The sequence below is a fragment of the Staphylococcus sp. HMSC057A08 genome (assembly GCF_001812925.1).
Lineage (GTDB): Bacteria > Bacillota > Bacilli > Staphylococcales > Staphylococcaceae > Staphylococcus > Staphylococcus hominis.
In genome coordinates, this window is the sequence record NZ_KV810847.1 from 132452 (window position 1) to 149363 (window position 16912).

Annotated in this window: 17 protein-coding genes; 6 read left to right on the forward strand and 11 right to left on the reverse strand. The window is 33.8% G+C overall.

Going from position 1 to position 16912, the window contains the following annotated elements; all coding sequences use genetic code 11:
• Positions 1 to 32 precede the first annotated feature (32 nt).
• The 3 genes from HMPREF2881_RS02535 to HMPREF2881_RS02545 form a co-directional block, all read right to left on the reverse strand.
• A complete protein-coding gene (locus tag HMPREF2881_RS02535) occupies positions 33 to 1010 on the reverse strand; it encodes a choloylglycine hydrolase family protein (RefSeq protein ID WP_002449351.1) in 978 nt (325 codons plus the stop codon).
• A gap of 19 nt (positions 1011 to 1029) precedes the next feature.
• Positions 1030 to 2220 (reverse strand): MFS transporter, encoded by a 1191-nt coding sequence (locus HMPREF2881_RS02540; protein WP_002488238.1) that lies wholly within the window; start codon positions 2218 to 2220, stop codon positions 1030 to 1032.
• Positions 2221 to 2322: 102 nt separating this feature from the next.
• Entirely contained in the window at positions 2323 to 3285 is a 963-nt protein-coding gene (locus tag HMPREF2881_RS02545) for an oxygen-dependent tRNA uridine(34) hydroxylase TrhO (protein ID WP_002488228.1), read from the reverse strand.
• A gap of 259 nt (positions 3286 to 3544) precedes the next feature.
• Between HMPREF2881_RS02545 and HMPREF2881_RS02550 the strand changes: the two genes are divergently transcribed.
• Both HMPREF2881_RS02550 and HMPREF2881_RS02555 read left to right on the forward strand, forming a co-directional pair.
• Positions 3545 to 4525, forward strand: coding sequence for an SMP-30/gluconolactonase/LRE family protein (locus HMPREF2881_RS02550; RefSeq protein WP_002449248.1), 981 nt, complete (start codon positions 3545 to 3547; stop codon positions 4523 to 4525).
• Between the two features lie 178 nt (positions 4526 to 4703).
• Positions 4704 to 6350 (forward strand): phospho-sugar mutase, encoded by a 1647-nt coding sequence (locus HMPREF2881_RS02555; RefSeq protein ID WP_002449293.1) that lies wholly within the window; start codon positions 4704 to 4706, stop codon positions 6348 to 6350.
• 81 nt (positions 6351 to 6431) lie between these two features.
• Here the strand turns inward: HMPREF2881_RS02555 and HMPREF2881_RS02560 are convergent, their stop codons facing one another.
• Genes HMPREF2881_RS02560 through HMPREF2881_RS02590 form a run of 7 tightly spaced genes read right to left on the reverse strand, consistent with a single transcriptional unit; the run spans position 6432 to position 11497 of the window.
• Positions 6432 to 7286 carry an urease accessory protein UreD gene (locus HMPREF2881_RS02560; protein WP_002488186.1) on the reverse strand — a complete coding sequence of 285 codons (855 nt, stop codon included), beginning with the start codon at positions 7284 to 7286 and terminating at the stop codon, positions 6432 to 6434.
• Positions 7286 to 7900, reverse strand: a complete 615-nt coding sequence (gene ureG / locus HMPREF2881_RS02565) for an urease accessory protein UreG (RefSeq protein ID WP_002449460.1) — start codon at positions 7898 to 7900, stop codon at positions 7286 to 7288. The genes HMPREF2881_RS02560 and ureG overlap by 1 nt, the downstream gene beginning before the upstream one ends.
• Before the next feature lie 12 nt (positions 7901 to 7912).
• The gene (locus HMPREF2881_RS02570) at positions 7913 to 8602 is read right to left on the reverse strand and encodes an urease accessory protein UreF (protein ID WP_002488205.1); all 690 of its coding nucleotides are present in this window, start codon (positions 8600 to 8602) and stop codon (positions 7913 to 7915) included.
• On the reverse strand, positions 8595 to 9047 hold the full coding sequence (gene ureE, locus HMPREF2881_RS02575; protein WP_002449547.1) for an urease accessory protein UreE: 453 nt from the start codon (positions 9045 to 9047) through the stop codon (positions 8595 to 8597). Before ureE ends, HMPREF2881_RS02570 begins: the two co-directional genes overlap by 8 nt.
• Positions 9048 to 9058: 11 nt before the next feature.
• Positions 9059 to 10774 (reverse strand): urease subunit alpha, encoded by a 1716-nt coding sequence (gene ureC / locus HMPREF2881_RS02580; protein ID WP_002449517.1) that lies wholly within the window; start codon positions 10772 to 10774, stop codon positions 9059 to 9061.
• Entirely contained in the window at positions 10774 to 11181 is a 408-nt protein-coding gene (gene ureB / locus HMPREF2881_RS02585) for an urease subunit beta (protein WP_002488234.1), read from the reverse strand. Before ureB ends, ureC begins: the two co-directional genes overlap by 1 nt.
• A gap of 13 nt (positions 11182 to 11194) precedes the next feature.
• Complete coding sequence (locus tag HMPREF2881_RS02590; protein ID WP_002449337.1) at positions 11195 to 11497, reverse strand: urease subunit gamma; 303 nt, start codon at positions 11495 to 11497, stop codon at positions 11195 to 11197.
• Positions 11498 to 11697: 200 nt separating this feature from the next.
• Here HMPREF2881_RS02590 and yut point away from each other — a divergent pair, with 200 nt between their 5' ends.
• The 4 genes from yut (at position 11698) to pbp4 (ending at position 16193) form a co-directional block, all read left to right on the forward strand.
• Positions 11698 to 12600, forward strand: coding sequence for an urea transporter (gene yut / locus HMPREF2881_RS02595; RefSeq protein WP_002488237.1), 903 nt, complete (start codon positions 11698 to 11700; stop codon positions 12598 to 12600).
• Positions 12601 to 12718: 118 nt separating this feature from the next.
• Positions 12719 to 13597, forward strand: a complete 879-nt coding sequence (locus HMPREF2881_RS02600) for a ribokinase (RefSeq protein WP_002454710.1) — start codon at positions 12719 to 12721, stop codon at positions 13595 to 13597.
• A 139-nt stretch (positions 13598 to 13736) separates the two neighbouring features.
• The gene (locus tag HMPREF2881_RS02605; protein ID WP_002488223.1) at positions 13737 to 14876 is read left to right on the forward strand and encodes a polysaccharide deacetylase family protein; all 1140 of its coding nucleotides are present in this window, start codon (positions 13737 to 13739) and stop codon (positions 14874 to 14876) included.
• 165 nt (positions 14877 to 15041) lie between these two features.
• The gene (gene pbp4, locus HMPREF2881_RS02610; RefSeq protein WP_002488217.1) at positions 15042 to 16193 is read left to right on the forward strand and encodes a penicillin-binding protein PBP4; all 1152 of its coding nucleotides are present in this window, start codon (positions 15042 to 15044) and stop codon (positions 16191 to 16193) included.
• A gap of 94 nt (positions 16194 to 16287) precedes the next feature.
• Here the strand turns inward: pbp4 and HMPREF2881_RS02615 are convergent, their stop codons facing one another.
• Complete coding sequence (locus HMPREF2881_RS02615; RefSeq protein ID WP_002449257.1) at positions 16288 to 16872, reverse strand: TetR/AcrR family transcriptional regulator; 585 nt, start codon at positions 16870 to 16872, stop codon at positions 16288 to 16290.
• Between the last annotated feature and the right edge of the window lie 40 nt (positions 16873 to 16912).

The following is a 16912-nucleotide window of genomic DNA, read 5'->3' on the forward strand; positions in this document are numbered from 1 at the left end:
AAGAGAGGTACTTTATTAGATTTAAAAATATGTTAGTCATTCACTTTTTCAGTATATAACCCTTTATTCTTTCTCGAAAAGACTACCAAATCGTCACGATTTATTAAGTCATCGGTAAGTTGTAATTCTGTAATGGTATTCGAGTCATAATATTTAATATAGAGTGTTTTTGTCGTTAAATTAAAAACAGTTTGATATAACGTATAATAAAATCCATTGTCTGAAGGGCGAACAGCGCCTTTTGGTACACTCACATGGTCTAAAATTCTAAATGCATCTAAGATAGGATGGTCATCGCTATTTGGTAATAAGTGATGAACAAGATAAGCTGCTCGAACAAAACGTTCGCCAGATGTATACCCTCCAGGTAAACCGAATGTGCCATTCGTATTCCCTAAGTTCAATTGTTTTGAAAATGTATTGTCAATGTTATATGGTGTCACATGCATAAAGTGTTTCAAATTTTCATAATGCCAATTTAAATCTGGGTTATTTGTGAGCACGCCAATTGGATTATCAATCACGACGATGCGACCATCAACAAATGTCACTTCCACAGTGCGCCCTGTCGCATCAGATAAATGATAATGTAATGGAGGAACTTCGTTAATATCACTATATGAATAGGCTACAACGTTAACTTGTTTCGCATTTTCAATAAGTTCTTCAATAGTTCTGTTATAGCCGAGCGCCCACACAAGGACTTCTGTTTGCGAAATATTGATATAGCCTTCACGAATGTCTGTCGCATATGACGCATATCCACGATCGTATTGATTTGACATGGCAAGTCCATGTTCATTGACGCCATCTCCAAAAACAAATCCCTCCATATCAGAACCAGCACCTGCAAAGGCATACAACGTTTCCCCTTCATAGTCGACATGCGATTTAAAGGAGTATCCTCGAGGTTGAACTGCAGGAAAGCCGTTCAAAGGATAATCGTAATCCATCGTTCTTCCAAAAATAACATCTCCATTGCTGGCTTGAAATGTAATGCCTGTACACATATCGTCGTCTCCTCGTAAATTAATTTTTAATTGCTGTTTTAAAATATAAACCTAAAACAAATGTTAACACATAAGCAACGCTACTAATTACATATGCCCACATCACTCCTTGATTATCTACAACAAGAGAAATACCTAAAGTACCAAGTGAGAAAAATATACTGCTTAATAAATTATTCAGTATATAGGTGGATGTTAGGGCTTCTTTTGGTACTTCACGTTGTACAACTGAGTTTAAAGAAATATAGCGTGAATCTTCGAAAATTCCCATTAATAATGACATGAGTAAAGCAAGTAACACAGATTGATGTAGGATAAAGCTGGCATTAATAAAAGCTAATATGAGCGGAATATAAATAATAATAGGGTAACTTATTTTTGTGAAAAATTGATCTTTATCATTCATCCATAACCCAGCAATAATTGTCCCACTAAAGAAAGCAGCATTGATGAGTCCAAACCAAAAATCATCGACATGTAAAAATGTTCTCGTATATGTAAGAATAATTGCAGCAACCCAAATGGACGTTGCGACAGATTCGAAAATTATAGATAGATTTAGATATAAACTCAGTTTATTGGAATAGTTATGACGTAATACAGTTTTAAAGCTATTTAATATATTTTCTTTTTCATTATTATAAATATGCCGTTCTGAAAGTTGAATAATAAAGAAGTAGGATAGGATTTCTAGTACAAGCGCAAATAAAAATAAATATTTAGCGCCAATCAGACTCATCAGAAATCCACCTAATGCCCATGTCGACAATTGAACCATACTACTCATCATATTCATTAAAGCGTTCGCCGAAGTTATGTATTCTTTCTTTTCAATAAAAGGAATCATCGCGTTCTTAATTGGATTGGTAAATCCATCAAATAGAGCATTTATAAATAGTAGAATAAAAATAAATATTGGAGATTCCTCGAATATAAGTAGACTTGCGATGATGGATAGACTCACAAGTTTAAGCCCTTGGAAAATCCATAATACTTGTTTTTGAGTAAAATACTGATAAATATAATTTGAAATAAAGCTACTAACAAAGAGACCGGAAGTAAAAATAATTGGAATCATAGAAGCGGCAGTCGTTTTTGAGGTCATACTATATACTACCGAAATTAAGCCGACAACGGTTAACACGTCTCCAGTATTTGCGAATAGCTGACTATAAAAAAGATGGAAGTAATCTTTACTGTGCTTCTTCATAACAATCACCTTAGGTAAGTTTCAATTTAAGTTATTATAGCACAGTAATTATGTAAAAGTACCCTTTAAAAGTAGGTTGATACTTATAAAGGGTACATGTCATTATGCGTGAATATGTTCAGGAACATCTTTAAAGTTTTCTAAACGACGATTCCATTCCTCATCACTAATATGGTGTTTTGCAACGTAGCGATTACGTTCATGTTTGGCACAGTCATATGAACATGCGCCAAGATATTTTGCTTCATTTTTTTCGGATACTAAAATTTGTTTATTACATTCTGGATTTGCACAGTTAATATAACGTTCGCATGGAGTGCCATCAAAGTGTTCTTTACCAATCACTGTTTTATCTACATGGTTCACATCGACACTAATACGTTCATCGAAGACGTACATTTTGCCATCCCAGTACTCACCTTTTGTTTCTGGATCTTTACCATACGTAGCAATACCGCCATGTAATTGTCCTACATTTTCAAAGCCTTCTTTTACAAGCCAGCCTGAGAATTTTTCACAACGGATGCCACCCGTACAATACGTCACAATGTTTTTACCATCTAATTTTTCTTTATTTTCACGAATCCAATCTGGTAAATCTCTGAAGCGTGTAATATCTGGGCGAATGGCGCCGCGGAAATGACCTAAGTCAAATTCATAATCATTACGTGCGTCTAAAATAACAGTATCGTCATCTTCTAATGCAGCTTTGAACTCACTAGGTGAGTAATATTTACCAGTTGTCACACGTGGATCAACATCATCTTCTAAACCTAAAGCAACAATTTCTTTTCTAGGACGTACGTGCATTTTTTTGAATGCATGTCCCTCAGCTTCATCAATTTTGAACGTCATATCTTTAAAACGTTCATCTGCATGCATATGTTCAATATATTGATCTGTATCTTCTTTTGTACCAGATAATGTACCGTTGATACCTTCTGTAGATACTAAGATTCTACCTTTTAAGTTATGTTCTTTACAAAATGCTAAATGTTCATTAGCAAATGTGTCAGGGTCATCAATTGTTGTATATTTGTAATACAATAACACTCTATAATCCATTTTCTGATTCTCCTCTAAAAGTTAATTTATCTGTATGTTAAACGTATCTAAATTGTTATTTATATAAAAATCGACATTATAATATTTTAACAAAATTATAACTTCTTTCAATATTTGCGCTCATAAATCAGTCAATTGACCTATACAAGGAGAATCATTTTACTTATTGAAATCGATTACATATAGTAAGCTTAAGTTTAGAATGTTTCAAGCGTATAATAAACTATGTAAATGAATGACATAAGGAGGCTTATTTAATATGTTGGATAATAAATTACCTAAATTAACGTATAGTGGTAAATCTAAAAGTGTAGTTCCTATTGTTTCTGAAAGTGAATTACAAACAGTCACAGCTGAACCATGGTTAGAAATTTCAGATGAAGGACTTCAACTTGAAGGACTTATTTTTGATAGAGAACATAACTTATTTTTATGTGAAGTATTTGGTGGAAAGATTTTCAAAGTTAATCTACCAAGCAAAGATATTTCTGTAGCGTTTCAATCAGAAAAACAAAATCCAGCTGCAGTAAAAATTCATAAAGATGGACGATTGTTTACATGTTACTTAGGTGACTTTGAATCTACAGGTGGTATTTTCGCAACAGATGAACATGGAGAATACTTTGAAGACATTATTTCAGACATCAATACAGATTATTGTATTGATGATATGGTATTTGATAGTAAAGGTGGGTTTTATTTCACCGACTTTAGAGGGTATTCAACGAATCCTAAAGGTGGCGTCTACTACGTTTCTCCTGATTTTAAAACGGTGACACCCGTGATACAAAATATTTCTGTTGCTAATGGTATCGCACTTAGTACCGATGAAAAAGTACTGTGGGTAACTGAAACAACGACGAACCGACTTCACCGTATTCAATTAGAAGATGATGGTGTGACTATTGCACCGTTTGGAGCAACCATACCGTATTATTTCACTGGTCATGAAGGACCTGATTCTGTTTGTATTGATAGTGATGACAACTTATATGTTGCAATGTATGGGCAGGGTCGTGTTCTGGTCTTTAATAAGAGAGGGTATCCTATTGGTCAAATCTTGATGCCAGGTCGTGATGAAGGGAAAATGTTGCGTTCTACACATCCACAATTTATTCCAGGTACAAATCAATTGTTAATATGTACCAATGATATTGAGAATAATTCAGAAGGTGGATCAATGATTTATACAGTTGAGGGATTCGCTAAAGGACATGAAAGCTATCAATTTCAATCGTAAATAGCTATAAATTACAATTAAAAACATCCTTACTTATCGTAGTGAGGGTGTTTTTGAATTGTATTATTGTAGATAGGATTTTAATTAAAAAAAGATAAGTATCATGTGAAACATAAATAGATATCGATTATACTAAAGAAAAGAATAGGACATACATCATGTATGAGAGGAGTATTGGATGAAAGACAATTGGATAACACATAAAGCAGATAGTCTCGTAGGATCATTCTATGACCAACAATCATATCAATTTCAACAAGAAGGGTTTGAAACGACACTTTCCTTTGGAACAGCAGGTATTCGTGGTCAATTTGGTTTAGGTCCAGGACGTTTAAATCGATATACCATTCAACGTCTAGCTTTAGGAATTGCATATTATTTACAAGATAATATGGCACAACCTTCCATTGTCATTCATTATGACATTCGTCATTTATCAGCAGAATTTGCAGACATTATCGCGCATATTTTAGCGTCTCATCATATTAAAGTATATGTATCGGATACATATCAAACGACTCCGCAGTTATCTTATGCAGTGAGATATCTTCAAACGTCTGCAGGTATTATGATTACAGCTAGTCACAATCCTAAAGATTATAATGGCATTAAAGTATATGGTGCTGATGGAGCACAGCTCGACGATGTCGCCTCACTTGAAGTAGCTAAGTATATTGAACAATTAGATGATCCACTTCATTTAGACATTGAATTAAATGAGACGTTAATTAAAGAAAATATTTTACCTTTACCAAAAGATATTAATCAGTACTATTTTGCGGAAATTAACCAATTGATTGGTGACATACCTCCATCAAACTTAAATGTGGTGTATACGAGTTTACATGGTACAGGAACACCTATTATTCCGAAGGTGCTAAGCCATCTTCACTTTAATAAGATTGAACTTGTTGACGCACAATGTAAAATTGATCCTGATTTTAGTTCTGTAAAAAGCGCCAATCCAGAAGAACATGAAGCGTTTGATCTAGCTATCAAACAAGCCCAATACTCTAAAGCGGATTTAATCATTGCGACAGACCCTGATGTGGATCGAATGGGATTCGTTGAACGAGATCATGATGGTCATATTCACTATTTTAATGGCAGTGAAATAGGTGCGTTAATGATTAAATATTTAGTCGATTATAGGACGCTTCCTAAACAGCCAGTCATGATTCAATCCATCGTAAGTGGTGAACTAGGGAAACGTTTCGCAAAGCAACATGGGGTCACTGTGAAGGAAGTCTTAATTGGTTTTAAATTTATTGCCAAGGCCATTCGCGAATTACGTGAGGATGAAACATTTATTTTCGCTTATGAGGAAAGTTATGGTTACCTTGCGGGTGAATTTGTAAGAGATAAAGATGCGATTCAAGTTGTTCCGTTAGTCATTAAATATGCTTCTATTTTAAAAAATGAAGGTAAAACATTACATGATGCCTTAACGGATATATATGAGGAAGTAGGATATTATCGCGATCAACCTACATCTAAAATATTTGAAGGAAAAAAGGGGCAACAAGAAATTGCAACGTTAATGGAACACCTTCGTCAACACATTCCAGATACGTTGGGCGGATTAAAAGTGATCGCAGTTGAAGATTATCAAAGCCAAGAGAGAATAAATAAAGATGATGGTACTACTGAGTCGATAGCTTTACCAAAGTCAAATGTGATTCGGTTAATCTTTGATGAAGGATTTGTCGCATTACGTCCTTCAGGAACAGAGCCTAAACTCAAATTCTATCTTTCACTTAATGTTGATGATTTTGAACAAGTGTCGCATGATATCTATCAATATATATTTAATGATAATAAATAAAAATAGAAAAATAAGTGTAAAAGAATAACACCTTATATCGAGTCTTTGTACTCGTGATATAAGGTGTATTTTAATTAATTATTAATATTTTCTTAAAAAGTCGAGTTGACGATGATATAATTTATCAGCAATATAAGCTTGGACGCGTGTAAGCACTTCTTCAATTTCTTGTGTCAGATTAGATAATACACGGACTGTAAAACCATGTGTAGGTAATTGCGTAATACCAATACGGCAATCGTATTGCTTTGTATAATCTTTAATTTCATCATACACATCTTCAATGAATTTTTGCGTTATATTAGGGTGTATACAATAAGCCGAACCAAGATGTGTATAGTTTTCCATATAGCCAATCGAACTCATTTTTGTTTCACTTGGGTGCATTCGTAAATTATCGTAGGTGATAAGCACATCATCTACATAAATTTCATTAATTAAATGCATGTAGTCGTAAGTGAATGGTGTGTCTTTTTCAGAATAGCCTGGGGTTAAAATATCGGTATAGAACATGGATGCACTTTTATCTAAATTAAAGACGTTATGTTGGAAAAACTTTGCTCTTTCATAAGCAATAATAGGGTCTCCTACATATTCCATATAACCATCTTTTGCTATATTGAATGTTTGATATTGTTTCACGCAATCGTTTAACGTCTTATAAATTTTAGTTGCACCTTGAGAGGTCAAAGTGACTTTAGCCTCTTCTTCGACATTAATATTCATACGATAACGATCGCCATCTAAATAACCACCGCCAACATTGACGATATAAAATGTTGGAATCTTAGAGAAATTTAAATAAACTGGACGAATAACCTTTAACGCTTTTTCGAAAAAGATATTACGGGCAACAGAACGCTCACCATTATTAAAAACAGTGAGATCCAATTGTCCAGTCCAAGAAGGTTTCGAATCGAATTGATGTTGTACCATTAAGCTAATCCTTTAAGTAATGCATCACGTTCAATCCATTCAATGACATTATCTAAACCATCGTCGGTTTTTAAATTTGTAAATGTGAAGGGACGATTGCCACGAAATGTTTTAGTATCTTCTGCCATTTGGTCAAGTGATGCGCCAACAAATTCTGCTAAATCTGTTTTATTAATGATAAAGTAATCAGATTTAATCATACCTTGTCCACCTTTACGTGGAATTTTTTCACCTTGAGCTACATCGATGATATAAATAGAGAAATCTACTAATTCAGGACTGAAAGTAGCAGCTAAGTTATCGCCACCTGATTCGATGAAAATAAGTTCAATATCCTCATGACGATCTAATAATTCATCGATTGCAGCAAAGTTCATTGATGCATCTTCACGAATTGCTGTATGTGGACAGCCACCCGTTTCCACACCGATAATTCTATCTTCTGGTAAAACACCAGTATTCACTAAGATTTTTTGGTCTTCTTTTGTGTAAATATCGTTTGTAATCACGCCAATACTCATATCTTTTGATAGACGACGTACAAGTTTTTCAATTAATTGTGTTTTACCTGCACCTACAGGACCGCCTACACCAATTTTAATTGGATTTGCCATGTATATTACCTCCTATGAAATAAAGATTCTCACGTTTACGTTTTCATGCTCCATTTGATTAAGCTCTAAACCAGGAGCTGTTAAACCAAAGTCTTCTTCGTTTAATGTGAGAATATGTTGTCGTGTACGCTCGATATATGGAATCATCTCCGTCACAACTTGTTGTCCTATTGTTTGACCTAAGGGAATTGCACGTACTGCATTTTGCGTTAAACTGGAAACGTTCTGATATAGATAGTAATCAATAATCGTTTCAATATCGACGCCTAAATAATGTCCTAGCATTGTAAAACAAATAGCTGGATGCAGTTTTGCACGTTTATCTTTCATCTGTTGATGGTACCATTTAATCCATGGACTATCATAAAGTTCCATGGCCAGTTTTACCATACGTGTACCCATTTGTTTAGTACCTACACGTGTTTCTCTTGGTAAACTTTGGACATAAATTAATTGATCAAGTTGTAATACTTTTTCTGTATCACCATTATTTAAAGCGTTATAAACTAAACGCATTGCAAGTCCATCTGAATACGTTAATTGTTCATTTAAAAAGAGTTCTAACCATTCTTTAAATGAATTTGCATCGTGAACAGCTTGACGTTGAATATATGTTTCTAGTCCAAATGAATGACTAAATGCGCCAGTAGGGAATTGTGAATCACAGAACTGAAATAGTCGTAAATGTGAATGATCAATCATGTGAATGACCTATATGTCTGAAGGCTTTATTCACTTTTCGATCTTCATGGCTATAGGGAATACCTAGCGTTTTTAATAAATCTTCTACTAGGTAGTCATATTGTACAAGCATTTCAGTTTCTGTGAATTGCGCAGGTAAATGACGATTACCTAATTGATGCGCAATATCTCCCATTTCTTGTATGTTACGTGGCTTAATGACAAGTAAATCTTCCGAGTTTACATCTACTACAATCATATTGTTGTCATCTTGATATAAAATATCGCCATATTGTAAATCGATAGGTTGTTTTAAACGAATACCGATTTCATTACCGTGATCTGTTGTGACACGTTGAATACGTTTAACTAGATCAGAGTTTTCAAGATATACTTTTTCTACATGCTTTTGTTTTTCCTCTGCAGAAAGGTTAGCGATATTGCCTTGAATGTCTTCTACTATCATCTGAGTACCTCCTAGAATAAGAAGTATCTTTGTGCTAATGGTAATTCAGTTGCTGGTTCACTTGTGATTTTTTCACCATCTACAAATACTTCATATGTTTGTGGATCAACATCTAATTTAGGTGTTGCATCGTTATTTTTCATATCTTTTTTAGTAAGATTACGGATACCATGGACTGGTCGAACCATACGTTCTAAGTTTAGTTGGTTATAAATACCGTTTTCGTATGCTGTTTTAGAAACGAATGTAATCGCAGTGTGTTGTTTATTTGCACCATATTGACCATACATTTTACGATATTTCATAGGCTCTGATGTTGGAATAGAAGCATTTGCATCACCATTTACTGCTGAGTTAATCAATCCACCTTTAACAACAAGTTCAGGTTTTACACCGAAGAAAGCTGGATTCCATAGAACTAAGTCAGCTAATTTACCTTTTTCGATTGATCCAACATAGTCAGAAATACCATGTGTAATCGCAGGATTGATTGTGTATTTTGCGATATAACGTTTAATACGATTGTTATCGTTATAGTCAGTATCACCTTCTAAAGCACCACGTTGTTCTTTCATACGATGAGCTACTTGCCATGTACGTGTAATGACTTCACCCACACGTCCCATCGCTTGAGAGTCAGAACTTACCATGCTAAATACACCCATATCTTGTAATACGTCTTCAGCTGCAATCGTTTCTTTACGAATACGTGAGTCTGCGAAAGCAATATCTTCAGGGATAGATGCATTTAAATGGTGTGTAATCATAACCATGTCTAAATGTTCATCTACAGTATTATGTGTGTAAGGTAATGTTGGGTTTGTAGATGACGGTAAAATATTCGGATACGATGCAGATTTAATTAAATCTGGCGCATGTCCACCACCAGCACCTTCTGTATGATACATGTGTAAAACACGGTCTTTTACAGCGGCCATTGTATCTTCCATGAACCCTGCTTCATTTAATGTATCAGCATGTAGAGCAATTTGTACATCAAATTCATCTGCTACATCCAATGCATGACTTAACGCTGAAGGAGTTGCACCCCAGTCTTCATGTACTTTTAAGCCGATCACACCAGCATGAATTTGTTCAATTAATGCAGTGTGGTTTACAGCTTGCCCTTTACCAGTGAAACCAACATTAATTGGTAAATCTTCAGCAGCTTCTAACATACGATGAATATACCATGGTCCAGGTGTAACGGTTGTAGCTTTAGCACCTTCTGATGCACCCGTACCACCACCGATATGTGTTGTCACACCACTTTCAAGCGCAACTTCTGCTTGTTCGGGGTTAATAAAGTGAACGTGTGTATCGATACCACCAGCTGTTACGATTTTACCTTCAGCTGAGATAATATCAGTTGTTGAACCAATAATAATATCTACATTATCCATGATATCAGGGTTACCTGCTTTACCAATTGCAAAGATATAACCATTTTTAACACCGATATCTGCTTTAACAATTTTGTCATAATCTATAATTAATGCATTTGTTAATACTAAGTCAGCCACTTTGCGGTCATCGCGTGTAACGTTAGGGTTTTGAGCCATGCCATCACGAATAGATTTACCGCCACCAAACGTTGCTTCTTCACCGTAATTTGCATAATCTTTTTCAACAGTTGCAAATAAGTTAGTGTCACCTAGTCGTACTGCATCGCCAACAGTTGGACCATATAAACTTGTATACTGAGATTGAGTCATTTTAAAGCTCATTACTGTTTACCTCCCATTTTGTTCACATTTTTTTCGCCATTATCACCTTTTGGCGCAGCATATTCATCATTTTTACCAGTTGGACGATAAACGCGATCTTCGTCAATTTCACCGTTAACTAAACCGCGGAAACCATAAATTCTACGGTTACCAGCATATTCAACGAGTTGAACTTTTTTCTCGTCGCCAGGTTCAAAGCGAACAGCAGCACCGGCAGGAATATCTAAGTGTTTCCCATATGCTTTTTCACGATCAAATTTTAAACCTTTATTGGCTTCAAAGAAATGAAAATGTGAACCAACTTGAATTGGACGATCTCCAGTATTTTTAACATTGATCACTGTTTCAAAATGACCTTGATTAATTTCAACTTCTGTATTTTTTATTTTAATTTCACCAGGTTTCATTTAAAAATCCTCCTTACACGATTGGATGATGAATAGTGATTAATTTAGTTCCATCTGGGAATGTTGCTTCAATTTCAATATCAGTCAACATGCTATCAACGCCTTCCATGACATCATCTTTATTTAAAATTTGTTTACCGTAACTCATTAAATCAGCTACAGTTTTACCATCACGTGCACCTTCTAGTAATTCATCACTAATAAGTGCTAATGCTTCTGGATAATTTAATTTTAAGCCACGTGCTTTACGTCGACGCGCTACTTCAGCAGCTACCACGATCATTAATTTATCTTGTTCCCGTTGAGTAAAATGCACTGTTATACCTTCTTTCTTTTAAAAATAAGTACTGCAACATTAATCATAAAACTGTAGAATATTTTTAACAAGTAATTTATCTTTTAAATTTATTTAAAATCACTTTTTCAATTAAATTTGTATATATTTTTAATGTTACAAAAGTGTTTAAAAGGTATAATAATTAGAAAGGAAATGAATAAAATAATAAAGGTGAGTTTATGAAATATGTAGAGATTTTCTTAAAAAATATTGCTCAAGTCGTATTTATGAATAATAAATGGTCAGGGCTGTGTATTCTGATAGGATTATTTATTGCAAATTGGAAGATTGGATTAGGAGCAACAGTGGGAAGTCTCATTGCACTTATTCTAGCGCCGCACTTTAATTATAGTGAGGATGAAGTCCATGATGGATTAGCTGGATACAATTCAGTATTAACAGCAATCGGGTTAGCGTTATTCTTAGAAGCATCTTTAGTGAATTGGATTGTACTTATTGTAGCGACCACTCTTACTTTACCAGTTGGAGCTGCAATCCGAGAAATTTTAAAACCATATGGTCTACCCATGTTAACTTTTCCATTTGTCTTTATGACTTGGTTAATTTTAGCAATGGGCATGCAATTTTCAAAAATGCATATCACAATAGATATTTTGCCTACTAAAATTAAACATCCAGACATCAGTCATTCACATGTGAATTTTATTAGCGGTATCATTACAAACTTTAGTGAAATTTTCTTAGTGACATCAATCATTGGTAGTCTGTTAATTATTATTGGTATTTTTATTGGTTCAGTAAAAGGCGGGATCTATGCAGTAGTATCAAGTATTTTAGCAGTGATATGTATCACATTACTAGGTGGAGACTATCCCACTATTACTGATGGATTGTACGGCTATAACTCAATATTAACGGGTATTGCGTTGGGTGCGACGTTTAAAACAAAATTCAATCCGATTCTTGCAGTGATTACTGGTTTATTATTAACAGTAGTGATGCATGGTGCATTAGCTACAACATTAGCCCCAATTGGTCTTCCTATTTTCACCGCTCCATTTATTTTTGCAACGTGGCTTGTGATGTTTGCAGGTAAAGAGCAGCATGAAGTTAAAAGTTAGAACATATTAATGAGAGTGAGACCGCATTTCTTTTTAAATGTGTTGTCTCACTCTTTTTTTTATTATTTATGCTAATTTAGATATGATATGGATGAGAAAGAAAAAGGAGAGGGTTAATATGAAACGTATATATGTTGTGGGAAGTATGTCGATGGATTTGGTTGTGTCGACTGACCAAGTGCCAAGTAAAGGTGAAACAGTATTAGGAAATACATTTTTCACTACACCAGGCGGTAAAGGCGCGAATCAAGCAGTGGCAGCAGCAAGATTAGGTGACCATGTTCACATGGTAGGGTGTATTGGCGATGATATGTTAGGTAAACAAATTCTTGAAAATCTAAAGCATAATCATGTAAATGTTGAATATGTAAAAAAAGTAAAAGGACCTTCAGGTACTGCACACATTACACTAGCTGATAATGATAATAGTATTATTGTTGTACCTTCAGCAAATCATAAAGTCACAGTCTCTTTGGTAGACTCAGCTTTATCAAAAGCAAATAAAGGAGATATTGTGTTACTTCAACAAGAGATTCCAGCTGATGTTGTTGCTCACACTGTTCATTATTGCTATGAACATGAACTTACTTCTATTTTAAATCCAGCTCCATATAGAGACATTTCAGATGATATATTGGAACAAGTAACATATTTAACACCAAATGAAACTGAAAGTGAAAATATGTTTGAAGGAGACATTGATCAAGCGTTAGAACGTTATCCTGATAAATTGATTGTGACACAAGGTGCATTAGGTGCTGTATTTTACGATGGTTTAGAACAAATTGAAATTCAAGGAATTGAACGAGAAGTAAAAGATACCACAGGCGCTGGGGATACATTTAATGGTGCGCTTGCAGTCGGATTACAAAAAGACGATTCGCTTGCTAAAGCTATTGCATTTGCTAATGTCGCCGCTAGTCATTCAGTTACAGCACTTGGCGCACAAGGTGGTATGCCCACAATAAATGATATAGCTCAAGATTTAGATATGTAGGTTTTGTATATAAACGTGTTAAGTCTATTTTAAAATAAGCGTATTCAAAAGTTGAAACACATCTATTATAAATAATATAAAATTATTATATAATGTTGGAAGGTATTATAATATTTCTATAACTTAAAGGAGTAACTATATGACTAAGACATATTTACTTAGCACGCTTATTGTTTTAATATCTATAGTTTTATGTGCATGTCAATTTTCAACATTGTCATCATCAAAGAAAGACACTAAAAAGGATAAAGAAAATATCGCAAATATATATGCGAAAAAAAGTACTCAGAATAAAAAAGATTGGCAAGTGTATCAAGGTGATATTGCACATGTATTTTATCATCCAGTGATTACTGAACCTAAAGTAGCTTTTACACAAGAGAAGAATCAAGCTAAGGGTAATTTTGATTGGATGATTACAGCTGATGAGTTTAAGCGTTCATTAAATGAACTCTATAAACACCATTACATATTAATAGATCCACATGAGGCTTATGATTTAAAAGGAAAGACAGTTACTAGAAAAGAATTAAAATTACCTAAAGGTAAGAAACCATTAATTTTATCCATTGATGATATGAATTATTATGAGTACATGAGAGGTCATGGATATGCAGATCGTTTAGTGTTAGATCAGAAACAACATGTCGTTTCTGAAACTAAAGATAAAAATGGTAAGGTAACAACAAGTGAAACAAATGATATTGTACCTATATTGAATCAATTCGTGAAAGACCATCCTGACTTTTCACTCAATGGTCAAAAAGGCGTCGTTGCGCTAACAGGATACAATGGCGTGTTAGGTTATCGAACAAATGAGTTAAATAATAAAGATTATCTAAAACGTAAAGAAGATGCTGAAAAAGTTGTCAAAGCAATGAAACGAGATGGTTGGACATTTGCAAGTCATTCATGGGGACATATCGATTTTGCAAATAGTTCATATGATCAAATTATTCGTGATACGAAACGTTGGAAAAACGAAGTAGAGCCCATTATAGGTAAAACAGATGTATTTATCTATCCACACGGTGCTCAAGATAGAGGGTCTAAAGCATATCAATACCTTGTTCATGATGAAGGATTTAAATTTTTAGCAGGTGTAGGACCAAATAATTTTACAGATATCGGCAATGATAGTGTCTATCAAGATCGTGTTGCGATTGATGGATTAAATTTATATGATTTTAAATATAAATTAAAGCCATTTTTAGATCCGAGTAAGGTGTATAGTGAGAAAGATCGTCAATATTTTAAAGGAGATAAATCCTATCAATAGTATGCTATAAACAAAAGAGTTGGACAAAATTCATAAGACCATTTGTTCAACTCTTCTTTATTTTATAATTAAAGAATATATATTAGATACTTAGTTGTAATTCGCCTATAAAGTTGTTATAAAATATATTATACAATATTATAAAAATAAAAAGTAGGTAATAGAATGTTTTTGAAAGTAACACAAAGTATTGGAATACTTAGTTTATTTACATTATTTGGAACGTCAATCTCTGATGCAGCAGAAACACCTGTTGATATTACAAATAAAGAAGGTAATGTTGCAGTAAGTTCAAATTATGAACCTGATGGTGTAACGCTTACGACACAACAAGGACAAATATTATATAATTTCCAAGGAAATAAAGAAGCGGATCCTGCTTCTTTGTCTAAAATGATGACCCTCTATTTAACATTAGAGGCAGTTCATCAAGGAAAACTTAAGTTAGACGATAAAGTTAAAATCACGAGTGCATATGATCAATTATCTAAAAAGCCAAATTTAACATCTGTCCCTTTAAATCAAGGACAAATATATACTATTAAAGATTTATTAACACAGGCAGCCTTACCTTCAAGCAATGCAGCCGCAATGATTTTAGGAGAACAAGTGAGCGGCAATACATCAACATTCACAGACAAAATGAATGTGCAAGCTAAAGCTTTTCATATGAAGCATACACATTTTGTGAACCCAGCAGGTGCTGCTAATGATTTACTTGGACAACAAGCACCAAAGAAATATAAACAGGATATTTATCCTAAAAGTACGTCAGAAGATATTGCGATATTATCTCATCACTTAATCGCCAAACATCCAAAAATTTTAAATATAACGCAACTTAGTCAAGATACTCAAAAAGGTTATACTTTTAATAATACTAATTTATCAATTAAACATGAGCCACTTTACTTAAAAGGTACAGATGGATTGAAAACAGGTACGAGTGATAAAGGATATAATATTGCTTTAACTAACCAACAAAATCACCTTCGCCTCAATGAAGTGGTTATGAATGTGGAACCGTATATGGATAATAATGCCAAATACAATCGTAATCGAATAGGGAATGCGATTTTTAAACATTATCGCGAAGAATATGAATACAAAAAAGTATTATCTAAAGGAGAACATAAGATTGACGGTAAGACATATAAAGTAGATAAAAATTTATATGATACCGTTCCTAAAGATAACAAAAAATGGGATATACGAATCAATAAAGACGGAAAAGCCTATGTGCATTATAAACGTGATTTCTTACCAGAAACGACGTATCCACGAGTAAATGCTAAAAAAGTATGGAAATGGTTCTAAATAAAAGCGGGATACACTTTACCGTACTATTAATTGTGAGATGAATGTCAAACAATTTAATAAGTCAGTACGATATTTGTTTCCCGCTCTCGTTTTATTTTAATAACTTTAAATGAACTTCTCTCGCTCCACAAATCATGGTAACGATATCTGAAGACACGTCATCAATGGATTGTTGACCATACTGAATCCAGTTTAGAATAACGCTTAAAATGCCTCCAGCTAGAAATTCTCCATAAATGAACTCATCTATGTAAAATTGTCCAATTTGTTTATCAAATTCAATTTGTCGTTTAACCACTGCATAAATTTGATTATATAAAATTTGATAAACTTCACTATAAATATTGATAGAAATGACACTTTTTACCATTGCTTTGTTATCACTAATGAAAAGTAAAATATCTTTCATAAATTTATTGAAAAATTGTCTCGGATCTTTTGGATCAATTTCAGGCAAATGTAACGTTCGAAAATATTCAATTAATGTACCAACAATATGATTAAGTAAATCATACTTATCATTGAAATGACGGTAAAATGTAGAACGACGTACATTTGCTTTTTCGCATAAATCTTGAATCGTGATATTGTCAAAAGATTTTGTTTCAAGCAAATCTGAGAATGTAGTAATGAGTGCTTTTTTTGTTCGTTGTACACGTAAATCTTGATTATTCATGTTGTTCACCTCTCATTTAGGACATTTTATCAAAAATGTC